Below are 26,270 nucleotides of genomic sequence, written 5' to 3' on the forward strand. Positions count from 1 at the left end.
GGCGCGGCACGTCCCGCACCGCGGGCGTCTCACGGCCGCCGCGCCGCCCGGCCCCGCAGCGCCCCGGCCGCCGCTCCCCCGGCGGCGGCAGCGGCAGCGGCGGCCAGCACGAAGGACCACACGGGGCTGCGCCGTCCCGGCGAGAGCACATCCCGGGTGCGGTCGTAAGCGCTCAGCGGCACTCCCGCGAGCACGTTGCCGGGCGGGCGCCGGGGCACGGCCGGGTGCGGGTGTGTGGGAGCGGTCAGCCGGGCGGCCTCCCACGCGGCCCCCAGCCGTACCAGGTGCGCGTCGTCGAGCACCTCTTGCAGCCGGGGCAGCACGCGGTCCTCCTCGTCGCGGATGTCCTGGCGGATGAGCGCGAACGCCTCGGCGACGAGCCGGGGACGGCCGGGATCGTCCGGGTCCGTCCGTTCGAACCGGGCGATCAGCTCGTTGATCCGCTGGTGCTCCGCCTCGATCTCGGCCGTCAGCTCCTCCCCGCCGGGCACCAGACGGCGCACCGCGGGCCACAGCACGGTCTCCTCGGCGAAGGCGTGGCTGAAGACCAGCTGGACGATGTCCCGCATGACCGTCCCGCCCTCGTCCCCGGCGGCGGACCAGTAGCGGTCCATGAGCCGGTCCAGACGTGCATGGTCCCTGCGCTGCCGGGCGAGCACGCTGCCGGGCCCGCCCAGTTCGTCCGTGCTCTGCTCCGCCAGCGACCGCACCATCCGCCGCACCTCGCCCGCTCCGCCCGGTTCCGTGACCGGAACCAGCGTCCCAGGGACCGGGCCGGGCCGCCTCCCGTGAGCCCCCGGACGGGGACCGTCACCCGGACCCGAGACCGCACGGCAGCGGCGGCCGTCGGCCCGCGCCGGGCACGGGCGGGAAGGGGCCGCCGCCCGCTCAGCGGTCGGCGGTCTCCACCGCGGCCACCGCCGCCTGGGGACGGATCGGCATGCGGTTGACGGGCCGTCCGGTGGCGGCCCGCACCGCGGCGGCCACCGCCGCCGGCGTCGTCACCACCGGGGCGGAGGACGCCGCCTTCGCACCGAACGGCGCCACCACGTCCCGCTCCTCCACCAGCTTGACGATGCGGATGTCCGGCGCGTCGAGCGCCGTCGGCAGGGCGTACGCCGTGAAGTCCGGGTGCCGCACCACGCCCTTGGCCACCCGCAGGTGCTCCGTCAGCGCCGTGCCGACACCTTGGGTGATCCCCGCCTCCAGGCGGGCCCGCAGCTGGCGCGGATTGAGGACCTTGCCGACGTCCTGCGCCAGCGCGACCTCCACCACCCGCACCGAGCCCAGTTCGATGTCCACGTCCACCACGGCCCGCACGGCGGCGAAGGCCAGGCCCACGAAGGCGTCGCCCTGCCCCCACTCGTCCAGCGGCTCGGTGGGGTGGGGCCGGCACTGGGCGGTGGCCCACAGCTCCTTGCCCTCCAGCGCCTCCGCGACCGTGGTGGACAGCACCCCGTCGTAGGAGGTGATCTTGCCGTCGGCGATGGTCAGCAGCTCGGTGGACATCCCGAACTTCGCCGCCAGCGGCTGGAGCAGCTGGGTGCGCACCATCTTCGCGGCCCGCTCCACCGCGCCGCCCGACACCCAGGTGTGCCGGCCGCGCCCGCCGGCCCCGGACGGCGGCTGGTCGGTGTCGACCGAGGCGACGTGCACCTCCTCGACCCCGAGCACGTCCTGCACGATCTGCCGGGCCAGCGTGTCGAAGCCCTGCCCCGACTCGACCGCCGCGCACATCACGGTGGCCACCGGCCCGTTGACCTTCACCGTGGCGGTGGACACCTCGTCGGTGCCCTCCGCGCCCAGCATGTGCACCATGCCGAGCGCGTAGCCGACACCGCGCCGCACCGCCGCCGGATCGCCCGCCCCCTCGGGGCCGCCGGGCAGCAGCCAGTCCTCCTCGGGCGCGTCCTTGGGCAGCGGCGGCAGCGGCGCCTCCCGTACGGCCTCCAGCAGTTCGGCCACCGGCGCCGGGCAGGTCACCGTCTGGCCGGTGGGCAGCAGATCGCCGGTCGCCATCACATTGCGGGCCCGCACCTGGGCCGGGTCCAGGCCCAGCCGCTCGGCGAGCTTGTCCATCTGGCCCTCGTACGCCGCGCACACCTGCATGGCGCCCTCGCCGCGCACATGGCCGGAGGGCGGATTGTTGGTGCGCACCACCCAGCCGTCGATCACCGCGTGCGGCACCACGTACGGGCCGCAGGCGAACGAGACGGCGGCGGCCAGCGCGTCCGAGGAGGTGTCCGCGTACGCGCCGCCGTCCAGCAGGATCTGCGCCTCGACCTTCACCAGCTTCCCGTCGCCGTCCGCGTGGTGGCGGTAGCGCAGCAGGGTGGGGTGGCGGTGGGCGTGGCCGAGGAACGACTCCTCACGGTTCAGCGCGATCTTGACGGGGCAGCCGGTGCGCATCGCCAGCAGCCCCAGCGGCACCTGGAGGCCGGCGTCCTCGCGGTCGCCCATGGCGCCGGGCACCCCCGTCACCACGATCTTGACCTGCTCGGGCGGGAGCCCGAAACAGGCCGCCGCCAGGTCGCGGTCGGTGTGCGGGTCGGTGGAGGCCGTGTAGATCTCCACGCCGCCGTCCGGGCGCGGCACCGCCAGCGCCGCCTCCGCGCCGATCGGCGCCGGGTCCTGACGGCCGATCCGGTACAGCCCCTCGACGACCACCTCGCCCGTCACGTCCGGGTCGCCGTAGCGCAGCGGGATGTGCCGCAGCAGATTGCCGTCCGGGTGCAGCGGTTCGGCCTCGAACGACTTCTCCGGGTCGGTGACCGGCTCCAGCACCTCGTACTCGACGGCGATGGCGGCAGCCGCCAGCCGCGCCGTGTCCGGGTGGTCGGCGGCCACCGCGGCGATCGGCTCCCCGTGGTAGCGGACCACGTCCCGGGCGAACGCCGGCTGGTCGGCGATCTTCCGCCCGTGCGCCGCGTCGCCGGGCACGTCCGCGTGCGTGATGACGGCCCGCACCCCGGGCATCCGCTCCGCTTCCCCCGTGTCGACGGACACGATCCGCGCGTACGGGTGCGGCGAGCGGTGCACCGCCGCCCACAGCAGGCCCTCCGCCCACAGGTCGGCCGCGTACGGGAAGGTGCCCTGCGCCTTGGCCAAGGAATCGGTGGGCAGGACGGAGGCCCCCAGCCCGTGCGGCTCCGGCTCCGTCGGCGCGCTCGCCGGCAGGGCCGTGCCGTGCGGCGGGGTCTCCTGCGGGGCCGCTCCCGCTCCCCCGGCGCCGGTGTGACCGTCAGCCGTTTCCGTCATGCCGCCGCCCTTCCTGTGCGTGGGGCCTCACGTCTCACGCCTCTCCGCTGTTCTCGGAGTGCTCGGCGGGCCCGCCCTGGTGCGGGATGTGCGGCGCACCGGGCACACCGCCGTGTCCCCCGTCGAAGCCGGCGGCCGTGTGCGGACCGTCCCCCGGCACGCCGTCGCCGGACACCGCGGGATCGTAGCCGTAACCGGCGCCCTGCCCGCCGTAGGTGTCGTAGCCGTACGCCCCGGAAGGCTGGTAGCCGCCCTGCTCCCAGGTGCCGGGCGCCGCCTCGCCGTAGCCGCCCGCCGCATGGCCCTGCTGCGGGTAGCCGCCGTGCTGTTCGTGGCCGGGCCCGCCGTAGCCGCCCGCCTCGTACCCGCCCTGCGGATACGCCTCCGCGTGCGGCTGCTCGCCGTAACCGGCCGGGCCCTGCGGCTCCTCGTGCTGCCGGCCGCTCTCCTCACCGGCCCCCGCCGACGCCTCCGCGTGCGCCTGGGCCTCGGCGGCCTCGCGCTCGGCCCGCGCCGCCCGCTGCTCGACGACCGTGCGGACCGCGTCCAGCACCCCGCGGTAGCCCGAACAACGGCACAGGTTCCCGCTGATCGCCTTGCGGGTCTCCAGCTCGCTCGGCCGGTGGTTGCCCTCCAGCAGGTCGTGCACCGTCATCGCCAGCCCCGGCACGCAGAACCCGCACTGCACGGAACCGCTCTCGGCCAGCGCGCACTGCACGTCCGAGGGCCGGCCGTCCGACGACAGCCCCTCGACCGTGCGCACCTCGCTGCCCGCGGCGGTCGCCGCCGGCACCAGACACGCGGCCACCAGCCGCCCGTCCACCTGTACGGAACAGGCACCGCACTCGCCCTGCGAACAGCCGTCCTTGGCACCGGCCAGGCCCAGCCGCTCACGCAGCACGTACAGCAGCGACTCGCCGATCCACGCGCTGGCGACGGGCCTGTCCACACCGTTGACGTGCAGCACGTACGACACGTGCGGACGTTCGTCCTCCGGCGCGGACGGCTCGACGGGCTCCGCCGCGTCGTCCGTAGCGTCCTGGGACGCGGTTCCGGCCCCGGTCCCGGACGCGGCCTCGGACGGCTCGGCGGACCGTGCCGCCCCGTCCGCGGTCTCCACGTCCTCCGCCCCATCGGCGCCGCCCGCGCCGTCGGCCGCAGTGACCTCGACGGCTTCACCGGTCGCGGCTGTTTCGGCTGTTGCGGCTGTCTCGGCCGTTGCGGCAGTTGCGGCGGTTGCGGCGGTTTCAGCCGCTTCGGCAGCCGCCGGGGGCTCCCCCGCCGCCTGCCCGGCCCCGGCATCCGCCGCCGGCCCGTCGGCCACCGCGCCCGGGCCTGCTCCCGGCGCACCGTCAGCACCCGCCTGCTGCGCCGCCGGAGCGTCCTGCGCCGGCTGCGGCCCCTCCGGCACCGCGCCCGCGGCGTCCCCCGCCCCAGGCGCCGCAGCGGCCTCCCGGCCCGGCTCCGCCTGCGGATGCGGCGGGGTCTGCGGATGGGGATGCTGCGGGTGTGCCTGCCGCTCCGGCTCGGCCTCGGCCAGCGGCGTCACCTCCGCGTCCATGTGGGTCTCCGGCTGCGCCGGCACTGCGGGCGGCTCGCTCGCGACGATCTCGGGACCCGCCTGCGCCGCAGCGGCCGGATGCCGGGCCGCCATCGGCCCGGCAGGCTCCTGGTGCCCCGCCGGGCCCGGCACGGCGCCCTCCGGCCCGCCCTGGTGGCCCGCTCCGGCGCCCTCCGGGCCGCCCTGGGCCGCGGAGGGGGCGCTGGGGAACGCGTAGTGCGAGGTCGGCGGTACCGGTGCGCCCTCCGAGGGCCACCCCGGGCTGCCCGGGCCGTCCACCGGCTGCCCGGCCTGCGGCACCGCGCCGGAGCCCGCACCGGACGGAGCGGCCCCGCTCGCAGCGGTGTTCGGCTCACCCGTGTGCGGGACGGCACCACCGGGAGCGGTGTGCGGTTCCCCCGTGTGGGGGGCGGCGTGCGGGGCGCCGTCGGCCGCGGCCTCCGGTGCGCCACCCTGTGGAACGGCACCACCGGGAGCGGTGTGCGGGTCGCCCTGAGGGGAGACGGCACCCTGTGGGACGCCCGCGGCAGCGGCATGCGGGCCCGCCCCGGCGGGGGCGCCGTCCCCGTGCGGAACGCCGCCACCCGGCGCGGCGGCCGGACCACCGGCGGGCGGCACGGACGCGTACTGGCCGCCGGCGCCGGGGCCGAAGGCTTCCGCACCCGTACCCGGGCCGGCCTGCCCAACAGCGGGCTCCTGCCCGGCAGCGGTCCCCTGTCCGGCGACGGGCCCCGCCGACTCCGCGCCGGGGGCCGCCTGACCGGGCACACCGGGGTGGGCCGCCCCCGCACCGGGGTGCGGGTCGCCCGCCCGGGGGCCGGGGAACTGCGCCCCGGCGGCGGGCCCTTCCGCACCGGCCGCGCCGGGACCCGCCGTACCGGCACCGTGCGGTCCCGGGGCGGTGAACTGCTGAGGGCGTGCGCCCGTGGCGGGGGAACCGTCTTGCGCGGGGCCGGAAGTGCCCCACTCGGGGGCGGCCGAGGGCGCCCACGCGCGGGCCGCCCCGGACGCCGGGTCCTGCTCGTCGCCGCTCCGGGCCACCCCGGTGCCGAGGGGACGGCGGCCGGTGCGGGCCTCGTGGGAGCCGACGAGGGCCGCGGCGGCGCCCTGCCCGAAACCGCCCGCACCCGGCGAGGGATGACCGTGCTCGCCGTGCCCCGCGCCGTGGCCGAAGGGCGCATCGTGCGGCATGCCGTGCCCGCCTGCGGCGGCGGGGCCGTCCGGCCGGCCGCCCTCGGGGGCGAACGGCATCACCCAGTGCCCGGGGGACGCGGCCTCACCACCGGGCCCCGCCGCGGGCGGCTGCGCAGCGGGGGCGGTACCGCCCTGCTGCGCGGTGGCCTCGGCCGGGTCGATGGACGGCGGCGTGTAGCCGCCCTGCCCGGTGCCGGGCGCGGCCAGCGGCACGTCGTCCTGGAACCCGCCGGGCGGCAGCTGCACGAAGGCGGTCGCGTCGGCGTCGTACTCGCCGCCGCCCCAACTCCGCGGCACGTGCTGCCCGTACGGCACCTCCTGCGCGTACGCGTCGGTGCCGTACTGCCCGGGGGCGCCCTCGCCGCCCGGGTACGCGTCCGCGTCCGTGTGCGTGTTCACCTGTCCGTGCGGGTCCGCACCCGCGTGCGGGCCCGCGCCCCCGTTCCCGTTCTCCTGTGGTGTACCGCTCATGCGAGAGCCCTCCCGAGTCCCCGGCGGGCAAGTGTCGCCACCGTACGCCGCAAGTGCAGCGCCGCGGGCGGAAGCTGGGGTACGGCACCGGGAGCGCCGTCCGCGCCCTCCTCCGGTGGCGGGTCGGGGATGCACGCCATCGCCACGTACTCCCCGAACGCGGTCAGCACCTCGGGAGCCAGCGCGCGCCGCCCGTCCCAGTCGATGAGGGAGGCGATCCAGTTCTCCGCCTCCAGCGGGCGCAGCGGCATCGGGGCGACAGCGCCCACCGCGCAGCGCACGTTGCGGCGCATCGGGTCGAGCACCACGGCGACGGACGCCAGCGCCCTGCTGGGGCCCGTGCGGCTCGTCGCCTTCAGGAACGTCTGCGGCGCGTGCAGCAGCGGCACCTTCACATAGCCGACGACCTCGCTCGGCTGGAGCATGTCCATGCCCGCCAGCAGATGGCTGACCGGCAGCTCCCGCCGGGCGCCCTCCGGTCCGGCGATGGACAGCGTGGCCTCCAACGCGGCCAGCACGGGCAGCGCGTCACCCGTGGGCGAAGCGCTGACGATGTTCCCGCCGAGCGTGCCCGCGTTGCGCACCTGCGGCGGCCCCGCCGCGCGGGCGGCGGCGGCCAGTGCGGGGATGAGCGCCGCGAAGTCGGGCCGCCCCATCCGGGCGTGGGTCAGCCCCGCGCCCAGCACGGCGAACCCGTCCTGGTAGGACCAGCCGCGGATCTCGCTGATCCGCCCCAGCCCCACCAGCGCGGCGGGTCGCAGCTGCCCGGAGTTGACGTTCACCATCAGGTCCGTGCCGCCCGCCACCGGCACCGCCGCGGGCACCTCGGAGAGCGCGGCGACCGCCTCGTCCAGAGTCGTCGGCAGCATGACGGCAGGGGGCACAGCCTTGGCGGCTCGTCCGCCGTCTGGCGCATGCGCGTGCGCGTGCCGTACGTGCGTGCTCAAGCTGCTGCCCCTTCCCCGACGTACCGGGCTTCTGGCTGCACTGCCGTACGGTACGTGCTCACAGCCCGGACGAGGCAACTCTGGCATATCTCGGCGCCCCACCGACATGAGGGCCAGCGCTGACCCCCTCCCGGTGCCCCCTCTCCTTCGCCGCGGCTCCGCACCGGAAGACGAGGGAGTACGAGACCGGGCCCCGCCCCCAGGGGCGGGGCCCGTCCGTGGACGCGCCGGGGGCCGGGCCCTCAGCCGAGGGGGCGGCCGGGGATTCCGGGGCGCTGCTGCCAGGGGAGGGGGCCGTCCAGGGGGCGGTACTCCACACCGAGGGCGTCGAGACGGGGCAGGTGCGCCCGCTCCAGACGCGCGGCGAACTCGTCGTATTCCCCGCCCGCACCCGACCAGGCGACCTCCGCCACCGCGGCGAGCCGCGGGAACATCTGGTAGTCGACGCGCCGCGAACTCTCCGTGCACTCGGTCCACATGTTGGCCTGGATGCCCAGCACCCGCTCCCCCAGCGGCTCCCCGAACGGCTGGAACTCGTACGCGTCGCGCAAGGTCGCGACGTACCCCAGCGGCATCGGCTCCTCCTCCCCCGGGGCCTGCCGGCGGTCGAGGTAGAGCTGGTGCTCGGGGCAGAGCACCACGTCGTGGCCGGCCTGCGCCGCGGCGGCCCCGCCGTCGGTGCCCCGCCAGGAGGCGACGACGGCGCCCGGGGTGAGCCCGTCGTCGAGGGTGCCTCCTTCGAGGATCTCGTCCCAGCCGACCATGCGCCGTCCGCGGTCGGCGAGCCAGCGGTCGAAGTGGCGGACCATCCACGCCTGGAGGGCGTCCTCGTCGCGGAGCCCGAGGGCGGCGATGCGGGCCTGGGCGACGGCGGAGGCCCGCCATTCGTCCTTGGGTGTCTCGTCGCCGCCGATGTGGATGTAGGGGGAGGGGAAGATGTCGAGGACTTCTTCGAGGACGTGTTCGTAGAAGCGCAGGACGTCGTCGGTGGGGGCCAGCAGGTGCGGGCTGACTCCCCAGTCGGTCCACACGCCGAGCGAGGCGGTGTCGACGGCGTCGGTGGTGCCGAGTTCGGGGTAGGCGGCGATGGCGGCCTGGGAGTGGCCGGGCAGCTCGATCTCGGGGACGACGGTGATGTGCCGTTCGGCGGCGTAGGCGACGATCTCGCGCAGGTCGTCCTGGGTGTAGTAGCCGCCGTGCGGGCGTTCGTCCCACAGCGGCGAGGCACGGTGCCCGACGCGGGTGCGGGGCCGCCAGGCGCCGGTCCCGGTGAGGCGCGGATAGCGGTGGATCTGGACGCGCCAGCCCTGGTCGTCGGTCAGGTGGAAGTGGAAGACGTTGAGCTTGTGGGCGGCGAGCAGGTCGAGGACGCGCAGGACACCGTCCTTGGGCAGGAAGTGCCGGGCGACGTCCAGCATCAGGCCGCGCCAGGCGTAGCGGGGCGCGTCCTGGATGCGGCAGGGGGCCAGCTCCCAGACGGGCCGGTTGACGGCGCGGCGGAAGGCGGCGGGCGGCAGCCCCTGGCGCAGGGTGTGGGTGGCGTGGTGGAGTCCGGCGGCGTCACCGCCGGTGAGAGTGACGCGTTCGGCCGTCACCTCCACGCGGTAGGCGGCGGCGCCCAGCTCCTCGTCGAGGTGCAGCTCGACGGAGTTGCGGGGCGCGCCGGGCCCTTCGTGGAAGGGCAGAGTGGCGGTGCCGCGCAGCAGGCGGGCGACGCCGTGGGTGCCGGGCCCGGCGACGAGAGCGGTGTTCTCGTCCCAGACGAAGGGCGGTCCGTCGCCTTCCGTCAGTTCGCGGGGGCGGGGGACGAGTCCCGTCCAGCCGGTGGCGGACATGTGCGGTCCTCCTTCATTTCACCGCTCCGCCGAGCCCGGAGACCAGGCGGCGGTGTACGCAGACGAAAAAGACGAGTACGGGCAGGGTCATGACGGTCGAGGCGGCCATCACGCCGCCCCAGTCGGGTGTTTCGGTGTCGAAGAAGACGAGGAGCGCCATGGGGAGGGTGGAGTTCTCCGTGGCGGAGATGATGAACGATTTCGCGAACAGGAAGTCGTTCCAGGTGGAGATGAAGGAGAAGACGCTCGTGGCGACGAGGCCGGGGAGGACGAGCGGGAAGAGGATCTGCCACAGGAACCGGCTGCGGCTCGCCCCGTCGATGAAGGCCTGTTCCTCCAGCGCCTCGGGAACGGCTTTGACGAATCCGCGCAGCATCCAGATCGCGAAGGGGAGGGAGAAGGCGAGGTGCGGGAGGATGAGGGAGAGCAGCGAGTTGAGGGCGCCGATGTCCCGCATGAGGAAGAACATGGGGATGGTGAGGGCCTCGACGGGCACCATCTGCGCGGCGAGGAAGAGAATGAGCAAGGTGGTGCGCAGCCGGAACCGGAACCGGGTGACGGCGGTCGCGGCGAGGAAGGCGATCAGCGCGGAGGCGACGACGACGGCGCCGGCCACCAGCAGGCTGTTGAGGAAGTAGCGGCCGAATTCCTGCTGGGTGAAGACGCGGCGGAACGAGTCGAGAGTGGGGGCCAGGGTCCAGCGGACGGGGTTGTCGGAGCGTATTTCCCCGGCGGGTTTGAAAGCCGAGAGCACCATCCAGTAGAGCGGGAAGGCGACGAGCGCGGCGATGAGGACGGTGACGCACTCGGCGAGCAGCCGCCAGGGTTTCCGTATCCGCATCCGTACGCCCGTCCGTGACCGTGACGATCGCCGCGCGGGGGCGGCGGGGGCGGCGGGCGCGCTCATATTTCCTCCCCGTTGCGGCGCAGCAGTTTCAGATAGAGCAGGGTGACGCCGAGCAGGATCAGCAGCATGACGACGCCGACGGCGGAACCGAGGCTGTACTGGGAGGACGCGAACGCCTTCTGGTAGGCGTACACGTTGAGCACGAGGTTCTGTCCGGCGATACCGCCGCCGCCCGTCATCACATAGATCTGGGTGAACACCTTGAAGTCCCAGATGATGGACTGGATCGTCACCACGACGAGGATGGGCCGCAGCATGGGCGCCAGTACGCTGCGCCAGGTGCGCCACACTCCGGCGCCGTCGAGGGAGGCGGCCTCCAGCACCTCGGCGGGCACGGCCCGGATACCGGCGTAGGTGGTGACCATCACCAGCGGGAACGAACACCACACGACCTCGAACAGCACGAGGGCGAAGGCGCTGTAGCGCCCGTACGTCCACGAGTGGTCGCCCAGGCCCAGCACCCTGTTGACGGGACCGAAGTCGGGGTCGAAGAGGAAGACCCACACGGTGGAGCCGGTGATGGCGGGGGTGGCCCAGGCGCCGAGCGCCGCGAGCATCAGCAGCAGCCGCGGCACCGCTCTCACCCGGGTCAGCAGCACCGCCAGTGCGCAGCCGACCAGCAGGGTGCTCACGACGCAGGCGGCGGCGAACAGGACGGTCGCCAGCAGCACCCGCCAGAACTCGCGGTCGGAGAAGAGCTCCGTGTAGTTGCCCAGCCCCTGGAAGCTGGTGGGCTGCCCACCGCTTACCTGCGCCTGGGTGTACTCCAGGAAGGAGATCAGCCCGAGCTGGTAGACGGGGTAGACGAGCAGCCCGGCCAGCACGACGAGGGCGGGCGCCAGATAGAGCCAGGGCGTCCAGCGTCCGCCGCGGACGGGACCGGACCGCCGGGGCGCGCGGCCTCCGGTGGGGCGGCCCGCGCCCGTCCGCGCGGCGGGGCGGGGCCGGGTGGCCGCCTTGCCGGTGGCGACGCTCACTGGGAGAACGCCTCGTCCATCTTGGCCGCGGCGTCGGCGGCGGCACCGTCCACGTCGGCCTTGCCGCTGATGATCTGCTGGAACATCCCCGGCAGCACCAGTGAGGCGTCGATGCGGCCCCAGGCGGGACTGGCGGGCACGAACTCGGTGCCGGCCTCCAGGGTGTCCACGAACGGCTTGACGAAGGGTTCCCGCTCGGCCGCCTTCTTGCGGACATCGCCGAACGTGGGCAGGAAGCCCATCGCGTCGAACAGCTTCTCCTGGGTGTCCTTGCCGGCGAGTTCCTCCGCCAGCCGGACGGCCAGCGTGCGGTGGCCGGTGCTCTTGAGGACGCCGATGTTGTTGCCGCCGGCGAACGCGGGGGCGATCTCGCCCTCCTTCACCCCGGGCAGGGGCACGACCGCGTAGTCGCCCTTGACCTTGCCGTTCTCCATGGCCTGCCGGTTGAAGTCACCGCCGATGGCCATGCCGGCCTTGCCGCCGGCGAACGCCTCGACCGTGTCGTTGCCGCCCATCTTGGCGCAGGTCCCGGCGGGGCAGTTGTCGTCACCGAAGAGAGAGGTGTAGGCGGTGATGCCCTTCTTGGCGGCGGCACTGTCGAGCGCGGAGGCGTAGGAGCCGTCCTTCTTCTCCGCGGCCAGTGCGCCGCCGTGCGCCCAGATGAACGGCATGGCGCCGTAGGTGTAGGCGCCGCCGACGGCGATGCCGTACATGTCCTTGTGCGCGGCGCGGATCTTCCGGGCGGCGGTGCCCAGTTCCGCCAGGGTGCGGGGCGGCTTCAGACCGAGGTCGTCGAAGATGTCGGTGCGGTAGTAGAGGGCGCGGACGCCGACGAACAGCGGCACCCCGTACTGCTTGCCGCGTACGGTGACCGACTGCCGGGCGGTGTCGTCCAGATCCTCGGCGGCCTTCCAGCCGCGGAACTCCTCACTGATGTCGGCCAGTCCGCCGTCGGCGACGTACCCGGCGGTGTCGGTGTTGCCGTACTCGATGACGTCGGGCGCGGACGCGGGGTCGTTGAACGCACCCTTGATCCTCTCGGCACGGCTGTCGACGGGGATGTACTGGACGTCGACCTTCACCCCCTCGTGCCGCTTCTCGAACCGGTCGACCACCTCGGAGACGACCTTCTCCTTCGGCTGGTTGCCGACTTCACGGAAGAGCCAGACCCGCAAGGTCCCGCTCTTGGCGTCCTTGCCGTCCCCGCCCCCGCCGGACGTGGAGGGCGCACATCCCGCCAGCCCGACGGCGACCGCCGCGAACAGCATCGCGGCCCGCGCCGCCCTCGTTCCCGACCGGCTTCTGCTCACTCGCACGACGGCACCCCCAAGCACTGGCGTTGCAACATACGCAACGAACGTTTCGTATCGCACAACCTGCACTGCGCCGTGAGGCTACGAGCCGCCCCCACCCGGGGGCAATAGGTCCGAACCAACTAGTCGACTCGGGCGCTCCGGTGCGCGCCCACGCGCGAACACGCGCCTGCAGGGGAGGACTTGGGAGGAGCTGCCCACAGACCGCGCCGGCCCACTCCTTCAACCCGCCGACTACACCGGACGGAATCAGCGGAGAACCGTGGCGCGTTCCGGCCGCACACCGGGCACCGGGGCCGTGAACGCCGACCGTCGTGGCACACCACGACGCGCTATCCTGCGCACTGACCGTGCGTTGACCCATGCATAACAGAGGGTCAGGCGGCGCGTATTATCACACGCGGCGTAGCAGTCTCGTCACCTCCCGCCCCGCAGTTCAGGAGGACACCGGCACATGGCCAAGCGGGCCCAGCGACTTCCGACGGCGCCGCCCAACGCGTACGGGGCGCATCCGGGAGCCGGGTGGGCGCCGCCGAGGACGGGGCGGCGGGTGCGGCGGACGCGGGTGCAGCGTACGCGGCGGATGTCCACGGGGTGGATCGTCGCCGCCTGCGTGCTGGCGTACTTGGCGTTCTTCTACGTGGTGCTCCCGGTGCTCTCCTGGCTGTTGTGAGGCGCGGGACACGGCGCGGCGGCGGTTTTCTCCGAGAGTGAGTGCGAGGTCTTCGGATGTGGAAGCGGGCGACGGCGGAGGGGGCCGTCGCGGTGGGGGCGGCGCCGGCGGATGCGGGCTGGCAGGCGCCCAGTGAGGTGGAGCGGCGGCTGTACGAGGCCAAGAGCCGGCACGACTGGGCGGCCTACATGGACGTGCTGGCGGGCGAGTGCCTCTTCCGGCTGGCTTCCCGCACCTGGCTGGACGCCAATCCGGGGCGGATACCCGCGCGGTACCACCCGGTGTGGCGCCCGGAGGTGAACGACTGGTGTGCGGCGGTCTACACGCAGGGGATGCTGCCGGCGCCGGTGGAGGACCCGGTGTTCATCTGGGAGGACCTGGGCTCGTACGCGAGCGGCTGGTCCGCGGAGGACCCGCCGTGGCTGGCGGTGAACCCGGGTTCGCCGTGCGAGGCGTACTTCCCGGCGGAGCCGGGCTACCGGGCGCTGTGGCAGCAGCACGCGGACCGCGTGGAGGTGGTGAACTCCCCCGGCACGCTGCGCACGCTGTGGGTGGGCGGCCCCCGCAGCGGCGAGGTCGCCCGCGGGCTGGCGTGCGGGGCGCTGATGTGCGTGAAGAACGGCGTGTACTGGAACGCGCTGGGCCACGGCTACGGCTATGAGCACGAGCGGCGGCTGCTGGACCGCTGGTGGGGCGTCACCACACGGCAGAAGTGGCTGTGCTACCAGGAGGAGTTGCTCACCAACGAGATGAGCAGCCCGGTGTGGGAGTTCGCCCTGGGGGTGCGGCACAGTCTGGCGCAGGACTTCGGCGGGCACGTGGAGCCCGGCCACTGGCGGCAGGCCGCCGAGCGGGTGCTGCGCAGCCGGGTGCCGACGGCGCGGGTCGAGCTGACCCCGGACGGGGTGACGCGGACGGAGGGCCCGTCGGCGGAGGAGATGGAGGCGCAGGTCGAGGGGGTGAAGCGGCTGATCGGCCGGATCACCCGGTACGAGGCGCGGTTCCGTGCGGACGGGCTGCTGCCGGAGGGCCGGTTCGTCCGCTCCGTCGCCGCCTGGGACTACGGCCGGGGCTCCAACATGGCCCGCTTCGGGCTGGCTTCCCGGTTCTGCACCCTGGAGGAGGCCGAGGAGGCGGTGCTGCGGGCGGGCCGGGTGAGTGCGGTGGCCTACCGTTCCTGGGAGGACTTCTCGGCCGGGTACGCGCTGGGGCGCTGTCTCCACTTCGACGACGAGGAGTTCGGCCCCTGGTACGAGGAGACGCTGTCCGCGCACCGGATCCTCACCACGGACCCGGAGAGCCCGTGGCTGACGATCCCGTTCCGCCCGGAGGACGAGGGCTGAGCGGACCCCCGTCGTCCTCGGGGCGGGCCCGGTGTGCATCGCGGGGCCCGCCGTCCCCTGCTCCCCGCCGGGCCCCCGGCACGGCGGTCCCCACACCCCCGCCGGGCCCGCCCCGGCACGGCGGGCCCCACACCCCCGCCGGGCCCGCCCCGGCCCGGCGGGCCCTACTCCCCCGCCGGGTCCGGCCCCGGCCCGGCGGGCCCCGCTCCCGCGCCGGGTCCGGCCCCCGTCCCCGTACGGTCGGCGAGCCGCGAGTGCCGCAGGCCGTACAGGCCGTAGACGGCAAGGCCGACGGCCATCCAGATGCCGAAGACGGCCCAGGTGACGGCGGGCAGGCTGGACATCATCCACAGGCAGCAGGCGAAGCCGAGCAGCGGGGTGACCGGGAAGAGCGCCACCTTGAACGTGCGGTTCATCGTGGGCCGGGTGCGGCGCAGGATGACGACGGCCACGTTGACCAGGGCGAAGGCGAACAGCGTGCCGATGCTGGTGGCGTTGGCGAGTTCGCCGAGCGGCACGGTGGCGGCGAGGATGCCGCAGAAGGCGCCGACCAGCAGGGTGTTGGCGCGGGGCGTACCGGTGCGCTCGTCCACCTTCGCGAACACCTGCGGGACGAGGCCGTCGCGGGACATGGCGAACAGGATGCGGGTCTGGCCGTAGAGGACGGCGAAGACGACGCTGGCGATGGCGACGACCGCACCGGCGGCCAGCACCACGCTCCACAGTCCCAGCCCGGTGACGCGTTCCATGATGCGGGCGAGCGCGGCGTGCGTGTGCCCGAACTCCTGCCAGGGCATCGCGCCGACGGCGACCAGGGCGACGAGGCAGTAGAGCACGGTGACGATCAGCAGCGACAGCATGATGGCGCGCGGCAGGTCGCGCTGGGCGTTCCTGGCCTCCTCCCCGGCGGTGGAGGCGGCGTCGAAGCCGATGTACGAGAAGAAGAGGGTGGCCGCCGCCGCGCTGATCCCGCTGACCCCCAGCGGGGCGAGCGGCGCGTAGTTGCCGGCCTTGATGCCGAAGAAGCCGATGCCGCAGAAGAGCAGCAGCGTCGCGATCTTGACGACGACCATGACGGTGTTGATCCGGGCGCTCTCCTTGGCACCGCCCATCAGGAAGACCACGGCGAGCAGGATGACGGCGAGCGCGGGCAGATTGATCCAGCCGCCCTCGCCCGGCGGCGCGGAGACGACACCCGGGAGCGTCACCCCGAACGTGCCGTCGAGCAGCTCGTTCAGGTACTCGCCCCAGCCGACGGCGACGGCAGAGACGGAGATCCCGTACTCCAGCACCAGGCACCAGCCGCACACCCAGGCGATCAGCTCGCCCATCGTGGCGTACGCGTACGAGTAGGACGAGCCGGAGACGGGGATCGAACCGGCCAGCTCGGCGTACGAGAGCGCGGAGAACAGCGCGGTGCACCCGGCGAGGACGAACGAGACGGCGACGGCCGGCCCGGCCAGCGGCGCGGCCTCCCCCAGGACGACAAAGATGCCGGTGCCGAGGGTGGCGCCGATGCTGATCGTCGTCAGCTGCCACATGCTCAGCGAACGGCGCAGCGCACCGCCCTCGCCGTGCCCGCCCTCGGCGACGAGCCGCTCGACGGGCTTGCGCCGCATGAGCCGCGCGGCGAGCCCGGGCCCCGCCCCGCCCGCGGGCCCGGCTCCGGGGGCGGGGTGGGGGGACGGGTCGGCCGCGGGCCGCGCCGCGCTGTCTTCCGGCATGTGGGGCTCCTTGTCGCTGCGGACCGACGCGCGCCTGCGGCGGCCCGCGGGCATGACGGAGCAGCCCGGGAGGGCACGGCAACGGTGCACCCGCGCGTCGGTTGGGGGGCCGCCGAGTCGGCGGTCGCCGCCGCTCCTGGCACGGGGCATGAGCCTATGAGCCGCCGCTCACGGCCGTAATGCACGGTCGTTGCGCATCACCGGAAGATCATTGCGCGCTGCGGGCCCCGGCCGGGGATACGTTGCGCCGGCCGTCCGGCGGATGCGCCCGGCCGGCTCAGCAGTACGGCGGCTGCCCCGTGAGCGAGTACGCCACGCCCATGAAGACCCCGAAGAGCCGGAAGAGCACCGGGAGCGAGCCCTGGGCCCGGACGGTGCGGTCGTCCAGCCGGGAGACGCCCGGGATGCCCTCCAACTGCTGGGCGACGGAGGCCGACTGCCACCGCACGGCCAGCACCTGCTCGCCGGTGTCGGGTACCAGGCGCGGCCGGACGGCCGGGGTGGCCGCCTCACGCACCCCGTCGGCCACCGCCGCCTCGATGGCGGCGCGGGCCTCCTCGGCGGGACGGAGCCGCGCCGCGAACCGGTCCCGGGCGTACTTCACCGGCACCGCACGCACCCGCGGGTCCCACTCCTCGATCTCCTTGCACGCCACGTCGCAGCCGGTCAGCGCCACCACCGGCACACCGATGGCCGTCGCCGTGGCACAGGCGAAGCCGATCTCCCCCATCGCACGGGCGTCACCCGGCTCGTCACCGACCCCGCCCAGCCACATGTCCTCGATCTCATGGCCCATAAAGCTGTGGCTCAGCACGCCCAGCGCGCCCGCCCGCGCGTGGTAGCCGACGCACACCACGGCGTCGAACGAGCCGTCCAGGTCCTGGAGCATGCCCATCGGCTTCGGCTTGCCCCGCACCAGCGACGCCGCCGGATGCAGGCTCTCCACCAGCAGGTTCCGCATCGTGCTGTGCGTGTCGTTGACGACGACCTCCCCGGCACCCCCCGCCAGCGCACCCCGCACCGCCGCGTTGACGTCCTCGGTCATCATCACGCGTCCGCGGTCGTAGTCCCGGCCGCCCATCTGCACGTCGTCGGCCCCGACGAGCCCGGTCACGCCCTCCATGTCGGCGCTGATGTACACCTTCGTGCCACGTTTCTCCATGCGCCGCACTCTCCCAGTCCCCCGCGCGCGAAGGGAGCAGAATGGGCGGATGCGTGAGCGTCCCCTTCTCGTCTACGACGGAGACTGCGGCTTCTGCACCAGCGCGGTGCGCTTCGGTGAGCGGCGTGTGCGCCCCCGCTGCGAGCCGGTGCCGTGGCAGTTCACCGACCTGGACGCCCTCGGCGTCATCACCGACCGTGCCGAGCACGAAGTGCTGTGGGTGACCCCCACCGGCACGGTGTACGGCGGCGCCCGCGCCGTCGCCAAGGCACTGCTGAGCGCACCCGGCGCCTGGCCGCTGCTGGGCGCCCTCATGATGCTGCGGCCCCTGCGCTGGGCGGCCGACGGCCTCTACCGCCTCGTCGCCGCCAACCGGCACCGCCTGCCCGGCGGCACCCCGGCTTGCGCGGCACCGCCCCGCACTCCCCAGGGCCGCACCCCTAGTTGACCGACTGGATCTCCTGGACGGACACCTGCCGGGTCCCCGCGTACTCACCGTCGGGCAGCGACCCGTCCCCGGCGCCGTCGCTCCCCTCCCACGACGCCTTCCAGGTCAGCGTCGCCTTCAACGGATACCCCGCGCCCTCGGCAGCGGCCCGCAGATACGTCACCCCGCACGGCGGCTTCTTCTTCCCGCTGCCCTTGCGGTACGGGACACCGATCCGCCCGTCCTCGGCCCGGCACTCACCGGAGGACGGATACGTCGTCGCCTCCTGCGTACCCGGCGACAGCCGCAGCGCCGCGGGCGTCACCGTCGTCGTCGCCCAGATCTTCTCGCCACCGCCCAGGTCCACCGACGCCGTCACCGACAGCTTCCGGTACCGGTCCGCGTCCAGCCACACCCACGTCGGCAGATTCACCGTCTGCCGGCCGGCCGGATTCAGCTCCAGTTCCGTTTCCGGCACCCGGACACGCGCGAACGCCAACTGCGACAGAATGCGCGGACTGATCGCGTTCTCGACGTCCGGCCGTTCACCGTTCTTCACCCAGAACGGCAGCTTCGTGCACGACTGCCGCTTCGCCGCGTTCGGCTCGTCCGGGTTCGGGACCGCCGCCCAGAACTTCCCCTCGCCCTCCTTCTTGAGGTTGAAGTTCTTGTAGTCCCCCTCCGTGTACTTGTGACGGATGTCCGTGTCGACCTCCTGCTTGATCCCCCCGTTGTCCGGCTGCCGCCCCGTGAGCGAGTACGGCGAGTCCTCGACCTTCTTCTTCAACTGCTTGGGCGAGTACATGGGCGCGTACCAGCAGGGGGGCGGCGACCAGTGCGCCGCCGGCACGGAGAGGCCCCCCGCCCCTCGCCGGTCACCCCCGGCACCGCTCCCGGAGTAGGCGACCTCCCTGCTGGCCCCGGCGGCGGCGGTGGCTTCGCCGTCGGTGAGAGCACCCTTCTGGAACTTCCCTGTGGTGGCGTCGCGGTATTCGTCGTCGGCCCACGCCGTGGTGGCGTTCATCCCGAGAGCTGCGGCGCACAGACTGGTCACCAGCGCGCAGCTCACTGTCAGTCTTTGCATTTCTGCACCGCCTTCGCCTCGAACTCGAAGGTACGCGCCTTCCAGGGCATCGTGTCCTTCTCGGGCTTCTGCATGACCACGGTGTAGCGCATGTAGCTCGATGCGCTCTTCTCGGTGTACTTGATCTTCCCGCTTTTGATCTTCTTGCTGTACAGCTTGGACTGGTCCACGCAGAAGGACACTTCGGCCAGTTTCCCGTCCACGACATCGCCGACGCTCTCGCGGTAGTAGCGGTCCGTCCCGGTGACCGTGGCACCGCCATCGACGTGGGCCTTGATGAGCGCAGCGGCGTACTCCTCCGCGGTCTGCAACGGCACCACGTGCTCGGCAAGCAGCGGGTCCTTCGGATCCTGCTTCACCGTCCCGTGCATGAGAGCCCTCATATAATCCGCCGCTCCGTCCAACGCCGCGGCCTTTTCCGGGTCGTCGGGCTGTTTCCAGTCGAAGACGAGCTTGATGTCTTCCGGCAGGGTGATGTCCGACGTGCGGAAATCGGGCCGCTCTTCCTTCGGGGCGTCCTCGCCCTTGGTGGGGGTGGGCGTGGCGGAGGTCTTCTTCGCGGAGTCCGCTCCTTCGATCTTGCCGTCGGAGGGGCCGTCGTCGTTGCCGCACCCGGCGAGCAGCACCGCCGAGGCGGCGGCGACGGCGGCCAACGAGGCGGCGCGGCGGGGCAGTTGCACGGCGGGCTCCCATTACGTCAGGCGACTGTCGTGGACCTGACGGTAGCAGCGGGTCGTGCGCTCCGCCGAGTGACTTCATGAACGCGCGGGGTGGCGAACGGGCGCTGTCCGCGGGAAGTTGCTGCGTGGTCCGGAGGCGGCGGTGTCAGTGGGCGGGGGCATGATGGCCGCCATGACGACGAGCACGCCCGGAACGTTGCAGGAACTGGCCCGCGCCCATATGCCGGCGCGGGATGCCGAGCGGTGGATCGGGCTGCTCAAGCCCGGCGCGCGGTTGCGCAGGGCGCGGGAGGGGGAGCGTGTCGTCGGGGTGCTGGGCGGGGAGCCGCGGCTGCCCGAGGGGGTGGCGTGGCCCGTGTGGGAGGGGCGCGGGCCGCTGGGTTTCGTGGCGGCGGTGGACTGCGGCGCGATACGGGAGACGGCCGCCGGGCAGGGGGTGGACCTGCCGCTGCGTACGGACGGCTGGCTGGCCTTCTTCTACTACGAGGACGACGAGGCGCTGGAGATCGTGGACGCGGGGGATCCGCGGACCTGGGCGGGCTACCGCGTGCTGCATCTTCCCGCCGGCTACGAGGAGTTGCCGCGCCGGGCGACGCCGGAGGGTGCCGCGTCGTACGACGAGGTGCCGCTGACGGCCGAGATCGGGCTGACGGCGCCGGCCGGTGACGCGGTGGCGGTGGCCCGGGCGCTGGGGTTCCGGGAGCCGACCGACGAGTACGCGCATCCGGTGGGCAGCGACGCCTTCGTCGAGGAGGTGCGGCGGCTGGCTCCGAGCACGCACCAGCTTCTGGGGAATGCGGACAACGTGCAGGGCCCGGTGGAGACGGAGGTGGCCCGCGGGGTGCTGGGCGGGGTGGACTGGAGCGATCCGCGGCTGGAGGAGGAGGCGCAGCGGTGGACGCTGCTGGCCCAGTTCGACAGCGATGAGGAGGCGGGCATGTGCTGGGGCGACTGCGGGGTGCTGTACTGGCTGATCCGCCCGGAGGACCTGGCCGCGAACCGTTTCGAGGAGGCCCGCTTCACCTGGCAGTGCTGCTGACGGTGGCGGCGGGGTGCGCCACCGTTCGTCGCGCCGTGGTTCCGCCGCGGCCACGCCACCACCGCTGTGAATGCTGACGTGGTTCGGCTGCGGACGGACCGCTGCCGTGGGTGCTGGGTGGGGGGAGCCCCCGGGGAGCAAGCGCCGGCAGAGGCGGACGGCCGTCAGCAGGGGCAGGGGGCCGAACGGGCCGCACGCGCACCGCGCCCGTCCGTCCCCGCCGGGCTGGCGGGGACGGACGGGCGCGGGCTGAGACGTACGCGGGTGGTGCGGGGTGGCCGGCGGTTGCGGCCGGGCGGCGCCGGCCGGCGAGGTGGCTACTTCTTGCCGCCGCCCTTGCCGTCCTTGCCGCCCTTGTCCCCGCCGGGACCCATCGTCTCGTAGATCTCCTTGCACATGGGGCAGACCGGGTACTTCTTGGGGTCACGCCCCGGGACCCAGACCTTTCCGCAGAGCGCGACGACCGGCGTCCCGTCCATCGCGCTCGCCATGATCTTGTCCTTCTGGACATAGTGGGCGAACCGCTCGTGATCGCCGTCACCGTGCGATGTCTGCGGGGTCGGTTCGACGAGTGTGCCGGTGCCCGCCCCGCGCTCGGGCTCAAGAGTGCTCATGCAGTCCAAGGGTACTCATGCGGCCGGGACACGTCAGGCATGGGCGGGGGCCCGCGTCACCCCATCGGGGGGCCGTGGGCCCGGTCCGGCGGTCAGTTCAGGGAGGGGTCGTCCGGGTAGGTGGCGACCAGCGCCAACTCGCTGCGCTGCCTGCGCAGTACGGACCGCCACAGGCCCTCCGGCGCGGGCGAGGACACATCGCCGGGCTCGGACTCGACCACGTACCAGGCGCCCTCGGACAGCTCTTTCTCCAGCTGGCCGGGCCCCCATCCGGCGTATCCGGCGAAGATCCGCAGCGAGCCGAGTTCGGCGGCGAGCAGTTCGGGCGGGGCCTCCAGGTCCACCAGGCCGATGGCGCCGTGGACGCGGCGCCAGCCCAGGGGGCCGTCGGTGTCGAGGACGGTGTCCGGGTCGAGCGCTTCGTCGCCGGGCTCGTCCGCGGACGCGCGGGCCCCGTCGGAGGCGGCACCGCTCCCGCCGGAGGCGGCGAAGGCCCCGTCGGAGGCGGCGCCGGTCTCCCCGGAGGCGGCACCGGGCGCATCGGAGGGCGGCTCTCCGGGCCGGGTGCGGCCGGGCCGGTCACCGGCGGTCCGCGGGGTGTCACCGAGGGCGGCGGCACCGGCGTCCGGCCCGGAGCCGGCGGCGCCGTCCGTAGGGTCGCGCCGGCCGGCGGCACCGTCCGTGCGGTCACCCCTGCCGGAGGGCACGACGGCCACGCCGAGTGCCGCGTCGAGGGAGACGGGCCCGCCCTGGAAGACGACTCCCGGCTCGCCCGCGAGCGCCGCCCACGGTTCCAGGATGTCGCCGACGTTCACCGGGGTGGGGCGATTGAGGACCACGCCCAGTGAGCCCGCCTCGTCGTGGTCGAGGAGGAGCACCACCGCGCGGTCGAAGTTCGGGTCGGCCAGCACCGGTGTCGCGACGAGCAGTCGCCCGGTGAGCGAGGACACCTCGGTCATACGGCAATGATCCCGCACCAGCGGCGTTCCCGGGGACCCAATGGGCAGATCCAGGACGCGCTCCCCGCGCCACAACACGGTACGCAACGGACATCTAACCCACCGTGTTATTGCGGACCTGTGACAGTCGCAGGCCCCCCTCTCGCTTGGGGTACGCCCGGACGGGGCCATTACGCTTGCCTGTTGTCCCATCCCGTCTCGCGGAATCGCGGAGATCCATGACCGACAGCCCAGCCGACGTACTCCTCGTCCACGGTGGCGCCCCGATCGAGGGCGAGATCCGTGTCCGGGGTGCGAAGAACCTCGTCCCCAAGGCCATGGTTGCCGCGCTGCTGGGCAGCGAGCCGAGCCGACTGCGCAATGTCCCCGACATCCGCGACGTGCGGGTCGTGCGCGGGCTGCTCCAGTTGCACGGCGTCACGGTGCGCGCGGGGGACGAGTCCGGCGAGCTGGTGCTCGACCCGTCGCACGTGGAGAGCGCCAACGTCGCGGACATCGACGCGCACGCGGGCTCCTCGCGGATTCCGATTCTCTTCTGCGGGCCGCTGCTGCACCGCCTCGGCCACGCCTTCATCCCGGGCCTGGGCGGCTGCGACATCGGCGGCCGGCCGGTGGACTTCCACTTCGACGTGCTGCGCAAGTTCGGCGCGACGATCGAGAAGCGCGCCGACGGCCAGTACCTGGAGGCGCCGCAGCGGCTGCGCGGCACCAAGATCCGGCTGCCGTACCCGTCGGTAGGCTCCACGGAGCAGGTGCTGCTGACCGCCGTGCTCGCCGACGGTGTCACGGAGCTGTCCAACGCGGCGATCGAGCCGGAGATCGAGGACCTGATCTGCGTCCTGCAGAAGATGGGCGCGATCATCTCCGTGGACACCGACCGCACGATCCGCGTCACGGGTGTGGACAAGCTCGGCGGCTACACGCACCGGGCGCTGCCCGACCGTCTGGAGGCGGCATCCTGGGCGAGCGCGGCGCTGGCCACGCAGGGCAGTGTGTTCGTCCGGGGCGCCGAGCAGCGCTCGATGATCACCTTCCTCAACACCTACCGGAAGGTCGGCGGCGCCTTCGAGATCGGCGACGAGGGCATCCGGTTCTGGCACCCGGGCGGCCCGCTGAACGCCATCGCGCTGGAGACGGACGTCCACCCGGGCTTCCAGACCGACTGGCAGCAGCCGCTGGTCGTGGCGCTGACGCAGGCGTCGGGGCTGTCGATCGTGCACGAGACGGTGTACGAGTCGCGGCTGGGGTTCACCTCCGCGCTCAACAAGATGGGCGCGCACATCCAGCTGTACCGGGAGTGCCTGGGCGGGACGCCCTGCCGGTTCGGGCAGCGCAACTTCCTGCACTCGGCGGTGGTTTCGGGCCCGACGAAACTCCAGGGCACGGATCTGATCATCCCGGACCTGCGGGGCGGCTTCTCGTACCTGATCGCCGCGCTCGCCGCGCAGGGCACGTCGCGGGTGCACGGGATCGACCTCATCAACCGCGGTTACGAGAACTTCCAGCAGAAGCTGGCGGATCTGGGCGCCAAGGTGGAGCGCCCGTAACTTCCCCTTCCGGCCTGCCCCGCGCCGGGGCGGGCCCGGGAAGGCGGACGCGGGCGGCTTTCCGGGCCGGGCGCCCGCTCCTGTACGGACAAGACCGGCCGGCCGGATCGGGACGGGCCGCCAGTACGCGCCCCGGGCCGCGCTCTTCTCAGCCACCCCAAGTGACCGGCTGAGAACGCCTGTTGCACACAGGTGCGGCCGGGTGGGGCAGTGCGGCCCCGCAGCCGTCCCACCGGGTTGATGTGCACTCCCCTGCGCGCGGCTGGCATGATCGTGCGAACCTCCGCGCAGCCCGTACGGGCACCAGCAGCCCCGCGTCCGAGGAGCCGCCCCATGCCCGAGTCCCGCCGCCACGAGGCGATCGCCGACGAGCTGCGGCGCGCGATCTTCGACGGCCGCTATCCGGTCGGCGCGACCCTGCCGTCCGAGACCGAACTGGCCGCCTCGCACGGCGCCTCCCGCGGCACCGTGCGACAGGCCGTCTCCGCGCTGCTCGCCGAGGGCCTCATCGGCTCCCGGCAGGGCGCGCGGCGCGTGGTGCTCTCCACCACTCCCAGCCAGTCCTTCACCGAGCTGCGCAGCTTCGCCCAGTGGGCCAGGTCCGGCGGACGCGCCGCCGGCGGCCTGGTGCTCGCCTCGGCCTGGAGCGCGGCGCACGCCGACGAGGCCGGGCTCCTCCAGGTGCGGCATGGGGCGCCCGTACTGCGCGTGTTGCGGCTGCGCACGCTGGACGGGGAGCCGGTGCTGCTGGAGCGCACCGTGTACGCGGAGTGGATCGGGCCGGCCGTGGAGGCGCTGCCCGACGACTGCGAGTCGGTCACCCGGCGGCTCCACGACGACACCGGGCTGGTCTTCGTGCACGGCGAGCACCACATCGACGCCGTGGCCGCCGGCACCGCCGACGCCGCGCATCTGCGGCTGCGCCGGGGCAGCCCGCTGCTGCGGGTGCGCCGTACGACCGCCACGGCCGACGGGCGGCCCATCGAGACCTCCGACGACCGCTACCGGCCCGGTTCGGTCGTCTTCAGCGTGCGCAACTCGACCCGGACCAATCCGCTGGTGCGCACCCACGCCTGACCGGCCCCGCCCCAGTGGCGCCCGGACCCGACGAAGAAGAGCGAGCCCGCCTTGTCCACCACGTCCACCCCGTCCACCGCCTCCGCTGCGCCCGCCCCCGTGCTGCCCGCCGCCCTGCTCTGCGACATGGACGGCACCCTCGTCGACACGGAACGTGACTGGATGGCGACCCTGGCCGAGTTGCTGACCGCGCACGGCGCCGCCGCCGACGACACCGCCCTGCAGCCGTTCGCGGGCCTTCCGCTGGACGATGCCGCCACGCTGGTCGCCGAGCGCACGGGACTGCCCGCGGACAGCACGGCCGACCAGCTGGGTGAGGCGTTCCTGGCCCGCGTGCGGGCCGGGGTGACGGTGCAGCCGGGGGCGCTCCCGCTGCTCGACGGCGCCCGCGCGCTCGGCATCCCTGTGGCACTTGTCACGGCCTCCGAACGGGTGGTCGCCGATCTCGTGCTGGACACGCTGGGTCACCACCGCTTCACCTGTTCGATAGCGCACGGGGAGGCCCCGCACGGCAAGCCCCACCCGGCGCCGTACCTCACCGCGGCCCGCCGCCTGGGGGTGCCGCCCGAGGACTGCGTCGCTCTGGAGGACACCCCCACCGGTGCCGCCTCGGCGCTGGCCGCGGGCTGCCGTGTGGTGGCCGTCCCCACCGTCCCCGGCATCCAGGAGGGGCCCCGCACCTTCGTGGTGTCCTCCTTGACCCAGGTGGACCTCACCCGGCTGCCGCCGGCCCGCTGAACTGCCCGGGACCGCTCACAGCCCGTCCACGCCCGTCCAGGGCCCGCCCGGCGCCCGCCCGGCCCTAAGGGGCCCGGGGCGGGTGCCGCGGGCCCGAGACCGGCACGCAGGGGCCCGCAAAAGCGGCGTACGGGGCCGGGGAAAGCGGAAGGGCGGCCCCTCCCGGTGGGAGGGGCCGCCCTGGGCCTGGTGGTGGCTGGGGCGTGGCTTACTTGCCCTTCGCCGCTTCCTTGAGCTTGGAGCCCGCCGACACCTTGACGCTGTACCCGGCCGGGATCTGGATCGGGTCACCGGTCTGCGGGTTGCGCGCGGTGCGCGCAGCCCGGTGGGTGCGCTCGAAGGTGAGGAAGCCGGGGATGGTGACCTTCTCGTCGCCCTTGGCGACGACCTCGCCGACGGTCTCGGCGAACGCCGACAGGATCGCGTCGGCGTCCTTACGGGTCACCTCGGCCCGCTCGGAAAGAGCGGCCACCAGCTCACTGCGGTTCATAATTCGTACTCCCGTGTTCTTCTTGCCGATGAGGCGTGAGATCGAAGCCGATGCTGCCAGGGCCCTACGACAGTCCCCGGACCCGGGTCCGCCTTCGCGCCTGCGCGCCCCGTGGGGTATCCCCCCGGACAAGGTCCTCGACGGGGTTACCCCCTCGGACGAAGTCCTTGGGGATGCATCCTGCCCCCACCTGCGGCGGGAAAGCCAATCCGACGTCATCCGGGCGTCTCGCCCGGCGCTGCCCGCCACA

The 26,270-nt window shown here is 73.7% G+C and carries 21 protein-coding genes; 6 read left to right on the forward strand and 15 right to left on the reverse strand.

Features of this window, described 5'->3' with window-relative positions:
- Positions 1-29: 29 nt before the first annotated feature.
- From IO40_RS0120485 to IO40_RS0120520, 8 genes are all read right to left on the reverse strand, one after another.
- Entirely contained in the window at positions 30-713 is a 684-nt protein-coding gene (locus tag IO40_RS0120485) for a hemerythrin domain-containing protein (RefSeq protein ID WP_016469223.1), read from the reverse strand.
- A gap of 175 nt (positions 714-888) precedes the next feature.
- Complete coding sequence (locus tag IO40_RS0120490) at positions 889-3,258, reverse strand: molybdopterin cofactor-binding domain-containing protein (protein ID WP_016469224.1); 2,370 nt, start codon at positions 3,256-3,258, stop codon at positions 889-891.
- A gap of 34 nt (positions 3,259-3,292) precedes the next feature.
- Positions 3,293-6,484, reverse strand: coding sequence for a 2Fe-2S iron-sulfur cluster-binding protein (locus IO40_RS39835; RefSeq protein WP_051719310.1), 3,192 nt, complete (start codon positions 6,482-6,484; stop codon positions 3,293-3,295).
- Positions 6,481-7,353 (reverse strand): FAD binding domain-containing protein, encoded by an 873-nt coding sequence (locus IO40_RS0120500; protein ID WP_016469226.1) that lies wholly within the window; start codon positions 7,351-7,353, stop codon positions 6,481-6,483. The genes IO40_RS39835 and IO40_RS0120500 overlap by 4 nt, the downstream gene beginning before the upstream one ends.
- 320 nt (positions 7,354-7,673) lie before the next feature.
- A complete protein-coding gene (locus tag IO40_RS0120505) occupies positions 7,674-9,266 on the reverse strand; it encodes a beta-N-acetylhexosaminidase (protein WP_016469227.1) in 1,593 nt (530 codons plus the stop codon).
- 13 nt (positions 9,267-9,279) lie between these two features.
- Positions 9,280-10,173 carry a carbohydrate ABC transporter permease gene (locus IO40_RS0120510; protein WP_041968952.1) on the reverse strand — a complete coding sequence of 298 codons (894 nt, stop codon included), beginning with the start codon at positions 10,171-10,173 and terminating at the stop codon, positions 9,280-9,282.
- Entirely contained in the window at positions 10,170-11,150 is a 981-nt protein-coding gene (locus tag IO40_RS0120515; RefSeq protein WP_016469229.1) for a carbohydrate ABC transporter permease, read from the reverse strand. Before IO40_RS0120515 ends, IO40_RS0120510 begins: the two co-directional genes overlap by 4 nt.
- A complete protein-coding gene (locus tag IO40_RS0120520; RefSeq protein WP_031175885.1) occupies positions 11,147-12,418 on the reverse strand; it encodes an extracellular solute-binding protein in 1,272 nt (423 codons plus the stop codon). Before IO40_RS0120520 ends, IO40_RS0120515 begins: the two co-directional genes overlap by 4 nt.
- Before the next feature lie 774 nt (positions 12,419-13,192).
- Here IO40_RS0120520 and IO40_RS0120530 point away from each other — a divergent pair.
- Complete coding sequence (locus IO40_RS0120530) at positions 13,193-14,479, forward strand: DUF1266 domain-containing protein (protein WP_016469232.1); 1,287 nt, start codon at positions 13,193-13,195, stop codon at positions 14,477-14,479.
- Positions 14,480-14,643: 164 nt separating this feature from the next.
- On the opposite strand, the gene IO40_RS0120535 is transcribed toward IO40_RS0120530, so the two are convergent.
- Entirely contained in the window at positions 14,644-16,203 is a 1,560-nt protein-coding gene (locus IO40_RS0120535; RefSeq protein ID WP_030407186.1) for an amino acid permease, read from the reverse strand.
- A gap of 277 nt (positions 16,204-16,480) precedes the next feature.
- A complete protein-coding gene (locus IO40_RS0120540; RefSeq protein WP_031175886.1) occupies positions 16,481-17,365 on the reverse strand; it encodes a M55 family metallopeptidase in 885 nt (294 codons plus the stop codon).
- 49 nt (positions 17,366-17,414) lie between these two features.
- Between IO40_RS0120540 and IO40_RS0120545 the strand changes: the two genes are divergently transcribed.
- A complete protein-coding gene (locus IO40_RS0120545) occupies positions 17,415-17,813 on the forward strand; it encodes a thiol-disulfide oxidoreductase DCC family protein (protein ID WP_031175887.1) in 399 nt (132 codons plus the stop codon).
- On the opposite strand, the gene IO40_RS0120550 is transcribed toward IO40_RS0120545, so the two are convergent.
- Positions 17,806-18,876 (reverse strand): hypothetical protein, encoded by a 1,071-nt coding sequence (locus IO40_RS0120550; RefSeq protein WP_031175888.1) that lies wholly within the window; start codon positions 18,874-18,876, stop codon positions 17,806-17,808. The genes IO40_RS0120545 and IO40_RS0120550 overlap by 8 nt on opposite strands.
- Entirely contained in the window at positions 18,864-19,556 is a 693-nt protein-coding gene (locus IO40_RS0120555; protein ID WP_031175889.1) for a hypothetical protein, read from the reverse strand. The genes IO40_RS0120550 and IO40_RS0120555 overlap by 13 nt, the downstream gene beginning before the upstream one ends.
- A 172-nt stretch (positions 19,557-19,728) precedes the next feature.
- Between IO40_RS0120555 and IO40_RS0120560 the strand changes: the two genes are divergently transcribed.
- Positions 19,729-20,595: a YwqG family protein gene (locus IO40_RS0120560; RefSeq protein ID WP_051173498.1), complete on the forward strand. Its 867-nt coding sequence runs from the start codon at positions 19,729-19,731 to the stop codon at positions 20,593-20,595.
- A gap of 317 nt (positions 20,596-20,912) precedes the next feature.
- Here IO40_RS0120560 and IO40_RS0120565 read toward each other — a convergent pair whose 3' ends face one another.
- Together IO40_RS0120565 and IO40_RS39840 are read right to left on the reverse strand one after the other, a co-directional pair.
- A complete protein-coding gene (locus IO40_RS0120565) occupies positions 20,913-21,209 on the reverse strand; it encodes a DUF3039 domain-containing protein (RefSeq protein WP_016469239.1) in 297 nt (98 codons plus the stop codon).
- 92 nt (positions 21,210-21,301) lie between these two features.
- Positions 21,302-22,168: a YqgE/AlgH family protein gene (locus tag IO40_RS39840; RefSeq protein WP_016469240.1), complete on the reverse strand. Its 867-nt coding sequence runs from the start codon at positions 22,166-22,168 to the stop codon at positions 21,302-21,304.
- A 218-nt stretch (positions 22,169-22,386) separates the two neighbouring features.
- Between IO40_RS39840 and murA the strand changes: the two genes are divergently transcribed.
- The 3 genes from murA to IO40_RS0120585 all read left to right on the forward strand — a co-directional run bounded on the left by murA (position 22,387) and on the right by IO40_RS0120585 (position 25,530).
- Positions 22,387-23,715, forward strand: coding sequence for a UDP-N-acetylglucosamine 1-carboxyvinyltransferase (gene murA / locus IO40_RS0120575; protein ID WP_016469241.1), 1,329 nt, complete (start codon positions 22,387-22,389; stop codon positions 23,713-23,715).
- A gap of 333 nt (positions 23,716-24,048) precedes the next feature.
- Entirely contained in the window at positions 24,049-24,792 is a 744-nt protein-coding gene (locus IO40_RS0120580; RefSeq protein ID WP_031175891.1) for a GntR family transcriptional regulator, read from the forward strand.
- 51 nt (positions 24,793-24,843) lie between these two features.
- Entirely contained in the window at positions 24,844-25,530 is a 687-nt protein-coding gene (locus IO40_RS0120585) for an HAD family hydrolase (RefSeq protein ID WP_016469243.1), read from the forward strand.
- Between the two features lie 208 nt (positions 25,531-25,738).
- Here IO40_RS0120585 and IO40_RS0120590 read toward each other — a convergent pair whose 3' ends face one another.
- A complete protein-coding gene (locus IO40_RS0120590) occupies positions 25,739-26,020 on the reverse strand; it encodes an HU family DNA-binding protein (protein WP_016469244.1) in 282 nt (93 codons plus the stop codon).
- Between the last annotated feature and the right edge of the window lie 250 nt (positions 26,021-26,270).

Origin of the sequence: Streptomyces albus subsp. albus (assembly GCF_000725885.1) — a bacterium.
GTDB lineage: Bacteria > Actinomycetota > Actinomycetes > Streptomycetales > Streptomycetaceae > Streptomyces > Streptomyces albus.

What these genes read in the sequence shown, in the direction of transcription:
- IO40_RS0120485 (WP_016469223.1), bottom strand. Translation starts at nt 713, where the DNA reads ATGGTGCGGTCGCTGGCGGAGCAGAGCACGGACGAACTGGGCGGGCCC.
- IO40_RS0120490 (WP_016469224.1), bottom strand. Translation starts at nt 3,258, where the DNA reads ATGACGGAAACGGCTGACGGTCACACCGGCGCCGGGGGAGCGGGAGCG.
- IO40_RS39835 (WP_051719310.1), bottom strand. Translation starts at nt 6,484, where the DNA reads ATGAGCGGTACACCACAGGAGAACGGGAACGGGGGCGCGGGCCCGCAC.
- IO40_RS0120500 (WP_016469226.1), bottom strand. Translation starts at nt 7,353, where the DNA reads ATGCTGCCGACGACTCTGGACGAGGCGGTCGCCGCGCTCTCCGAGGTG.
- IO40_RS0120505 (WP_016469227.1), bottom strand. Translation starts at nt 9,266, where the DNA reads ATGTCCGCCACCGGCTGGACGGGACTCGTCCCCCGCCCCCGCGAACTG.
- IO40_RS0120510 (WP_041968952.1), bottom strand. Translation starts at nt 10,173, where the DNA reads ATGAGCGCGCCCGCCGCCCCCGCCGCCCCCGCGCGGCGATCGTCACGG.
- IO40_RS0120520 (WP_031175885.1), bottom strand. Translation starts at nt 12,418, where the DNA reads ATGCTGTTCGCGGCGGTCGCCGTCGGGCTGGCGGGATGTGCGCCCTCC.
- IO40_RS0120530 (WP_016469232.1), top strand. Translation starts at nt 13,193, where the DNA reads ATGTGGAAGCGGGCGACGGCGGAGGGGGCCGTCGCGGTGGGGGCGGCG.
- IO40_RS0120535 (WP_030407186.1), bottom strand. Translation starts at nt 16,203, where the DNA reads ATGCCGGAAGACAGCGCGGCGCGGCCCGCGGCCGACCCGTCCCCCCAC.
- IO40_RS0120540 (WP_031175886.1), bottom strand. Translation starts at nt 17,365, where the DNA reads ATGGAGAAACGTGGCACGAAGGTGTACATCAGCGCCGACATGGAGGGC.
- IO40_RS0120545 (WP_031175887.1), top strand. Translation starts at nt 17,415, where the DNA reads ATGCGTGAGCGTCCCCTTCTCGTCTACGACGGAGACTGCGGCTTCTGC.
- IO40_RS0120550 (WP_031175888.1), bottom strand. Translation starts at nt 18,876, where the DNA reads ATGCAAAGACTGACAGTGAGCTGCGCGCTGGTGACCAGTCTGTGCGCC.
- IO40_RS0120560 (WP_051173498.1), top strand. Translation starts at nt 19,729, where the DNA reads ATGACGACGAGCACGCCCGGAACGTTGCAGGAACTGGCCCGCGCCCAT.
- IO40_RS0120565 (WP_016469239.1), bottom strand. Translation starts at nt 21,209, where the DNA reads ATGAGCACTCTTGAGCCCGAGCGCGGGGCGGGCACCGGCACACTCGTC.
- IO40_RS39840 (WP_016469240.1), bottom strand. Translation starts at nt 22,168, where the DNA reads ATGACCGAGGTGTCCTCGCTCACCGGGCGACTGCTCGTCGCGACACCG.
- murA (WP_016469241.1), top strand. Translation starts at nt 22,387, where the DNA reads ATGACCGACAGCCCAGCCGACGTACTCCTCGTCCACGGTGGCGCCCCG.
- IO40_RS0120580 (WP_031175891.1), top strand. Translation starts at nt 24,049, where the DNA reads ATGCCCGAGTCCCGCCGCCACGAGGCGATCGCCGACGAGCTGCGGCGC.
- IO40_RS0120590 (WP_016469244.1), bottom strand. Translation starts at nt 26,020, where the DNA reads ATGAACCGCAGTGAGCTGGTGGCCGCTCTTTCCGAGCGGGCCGAGGTG.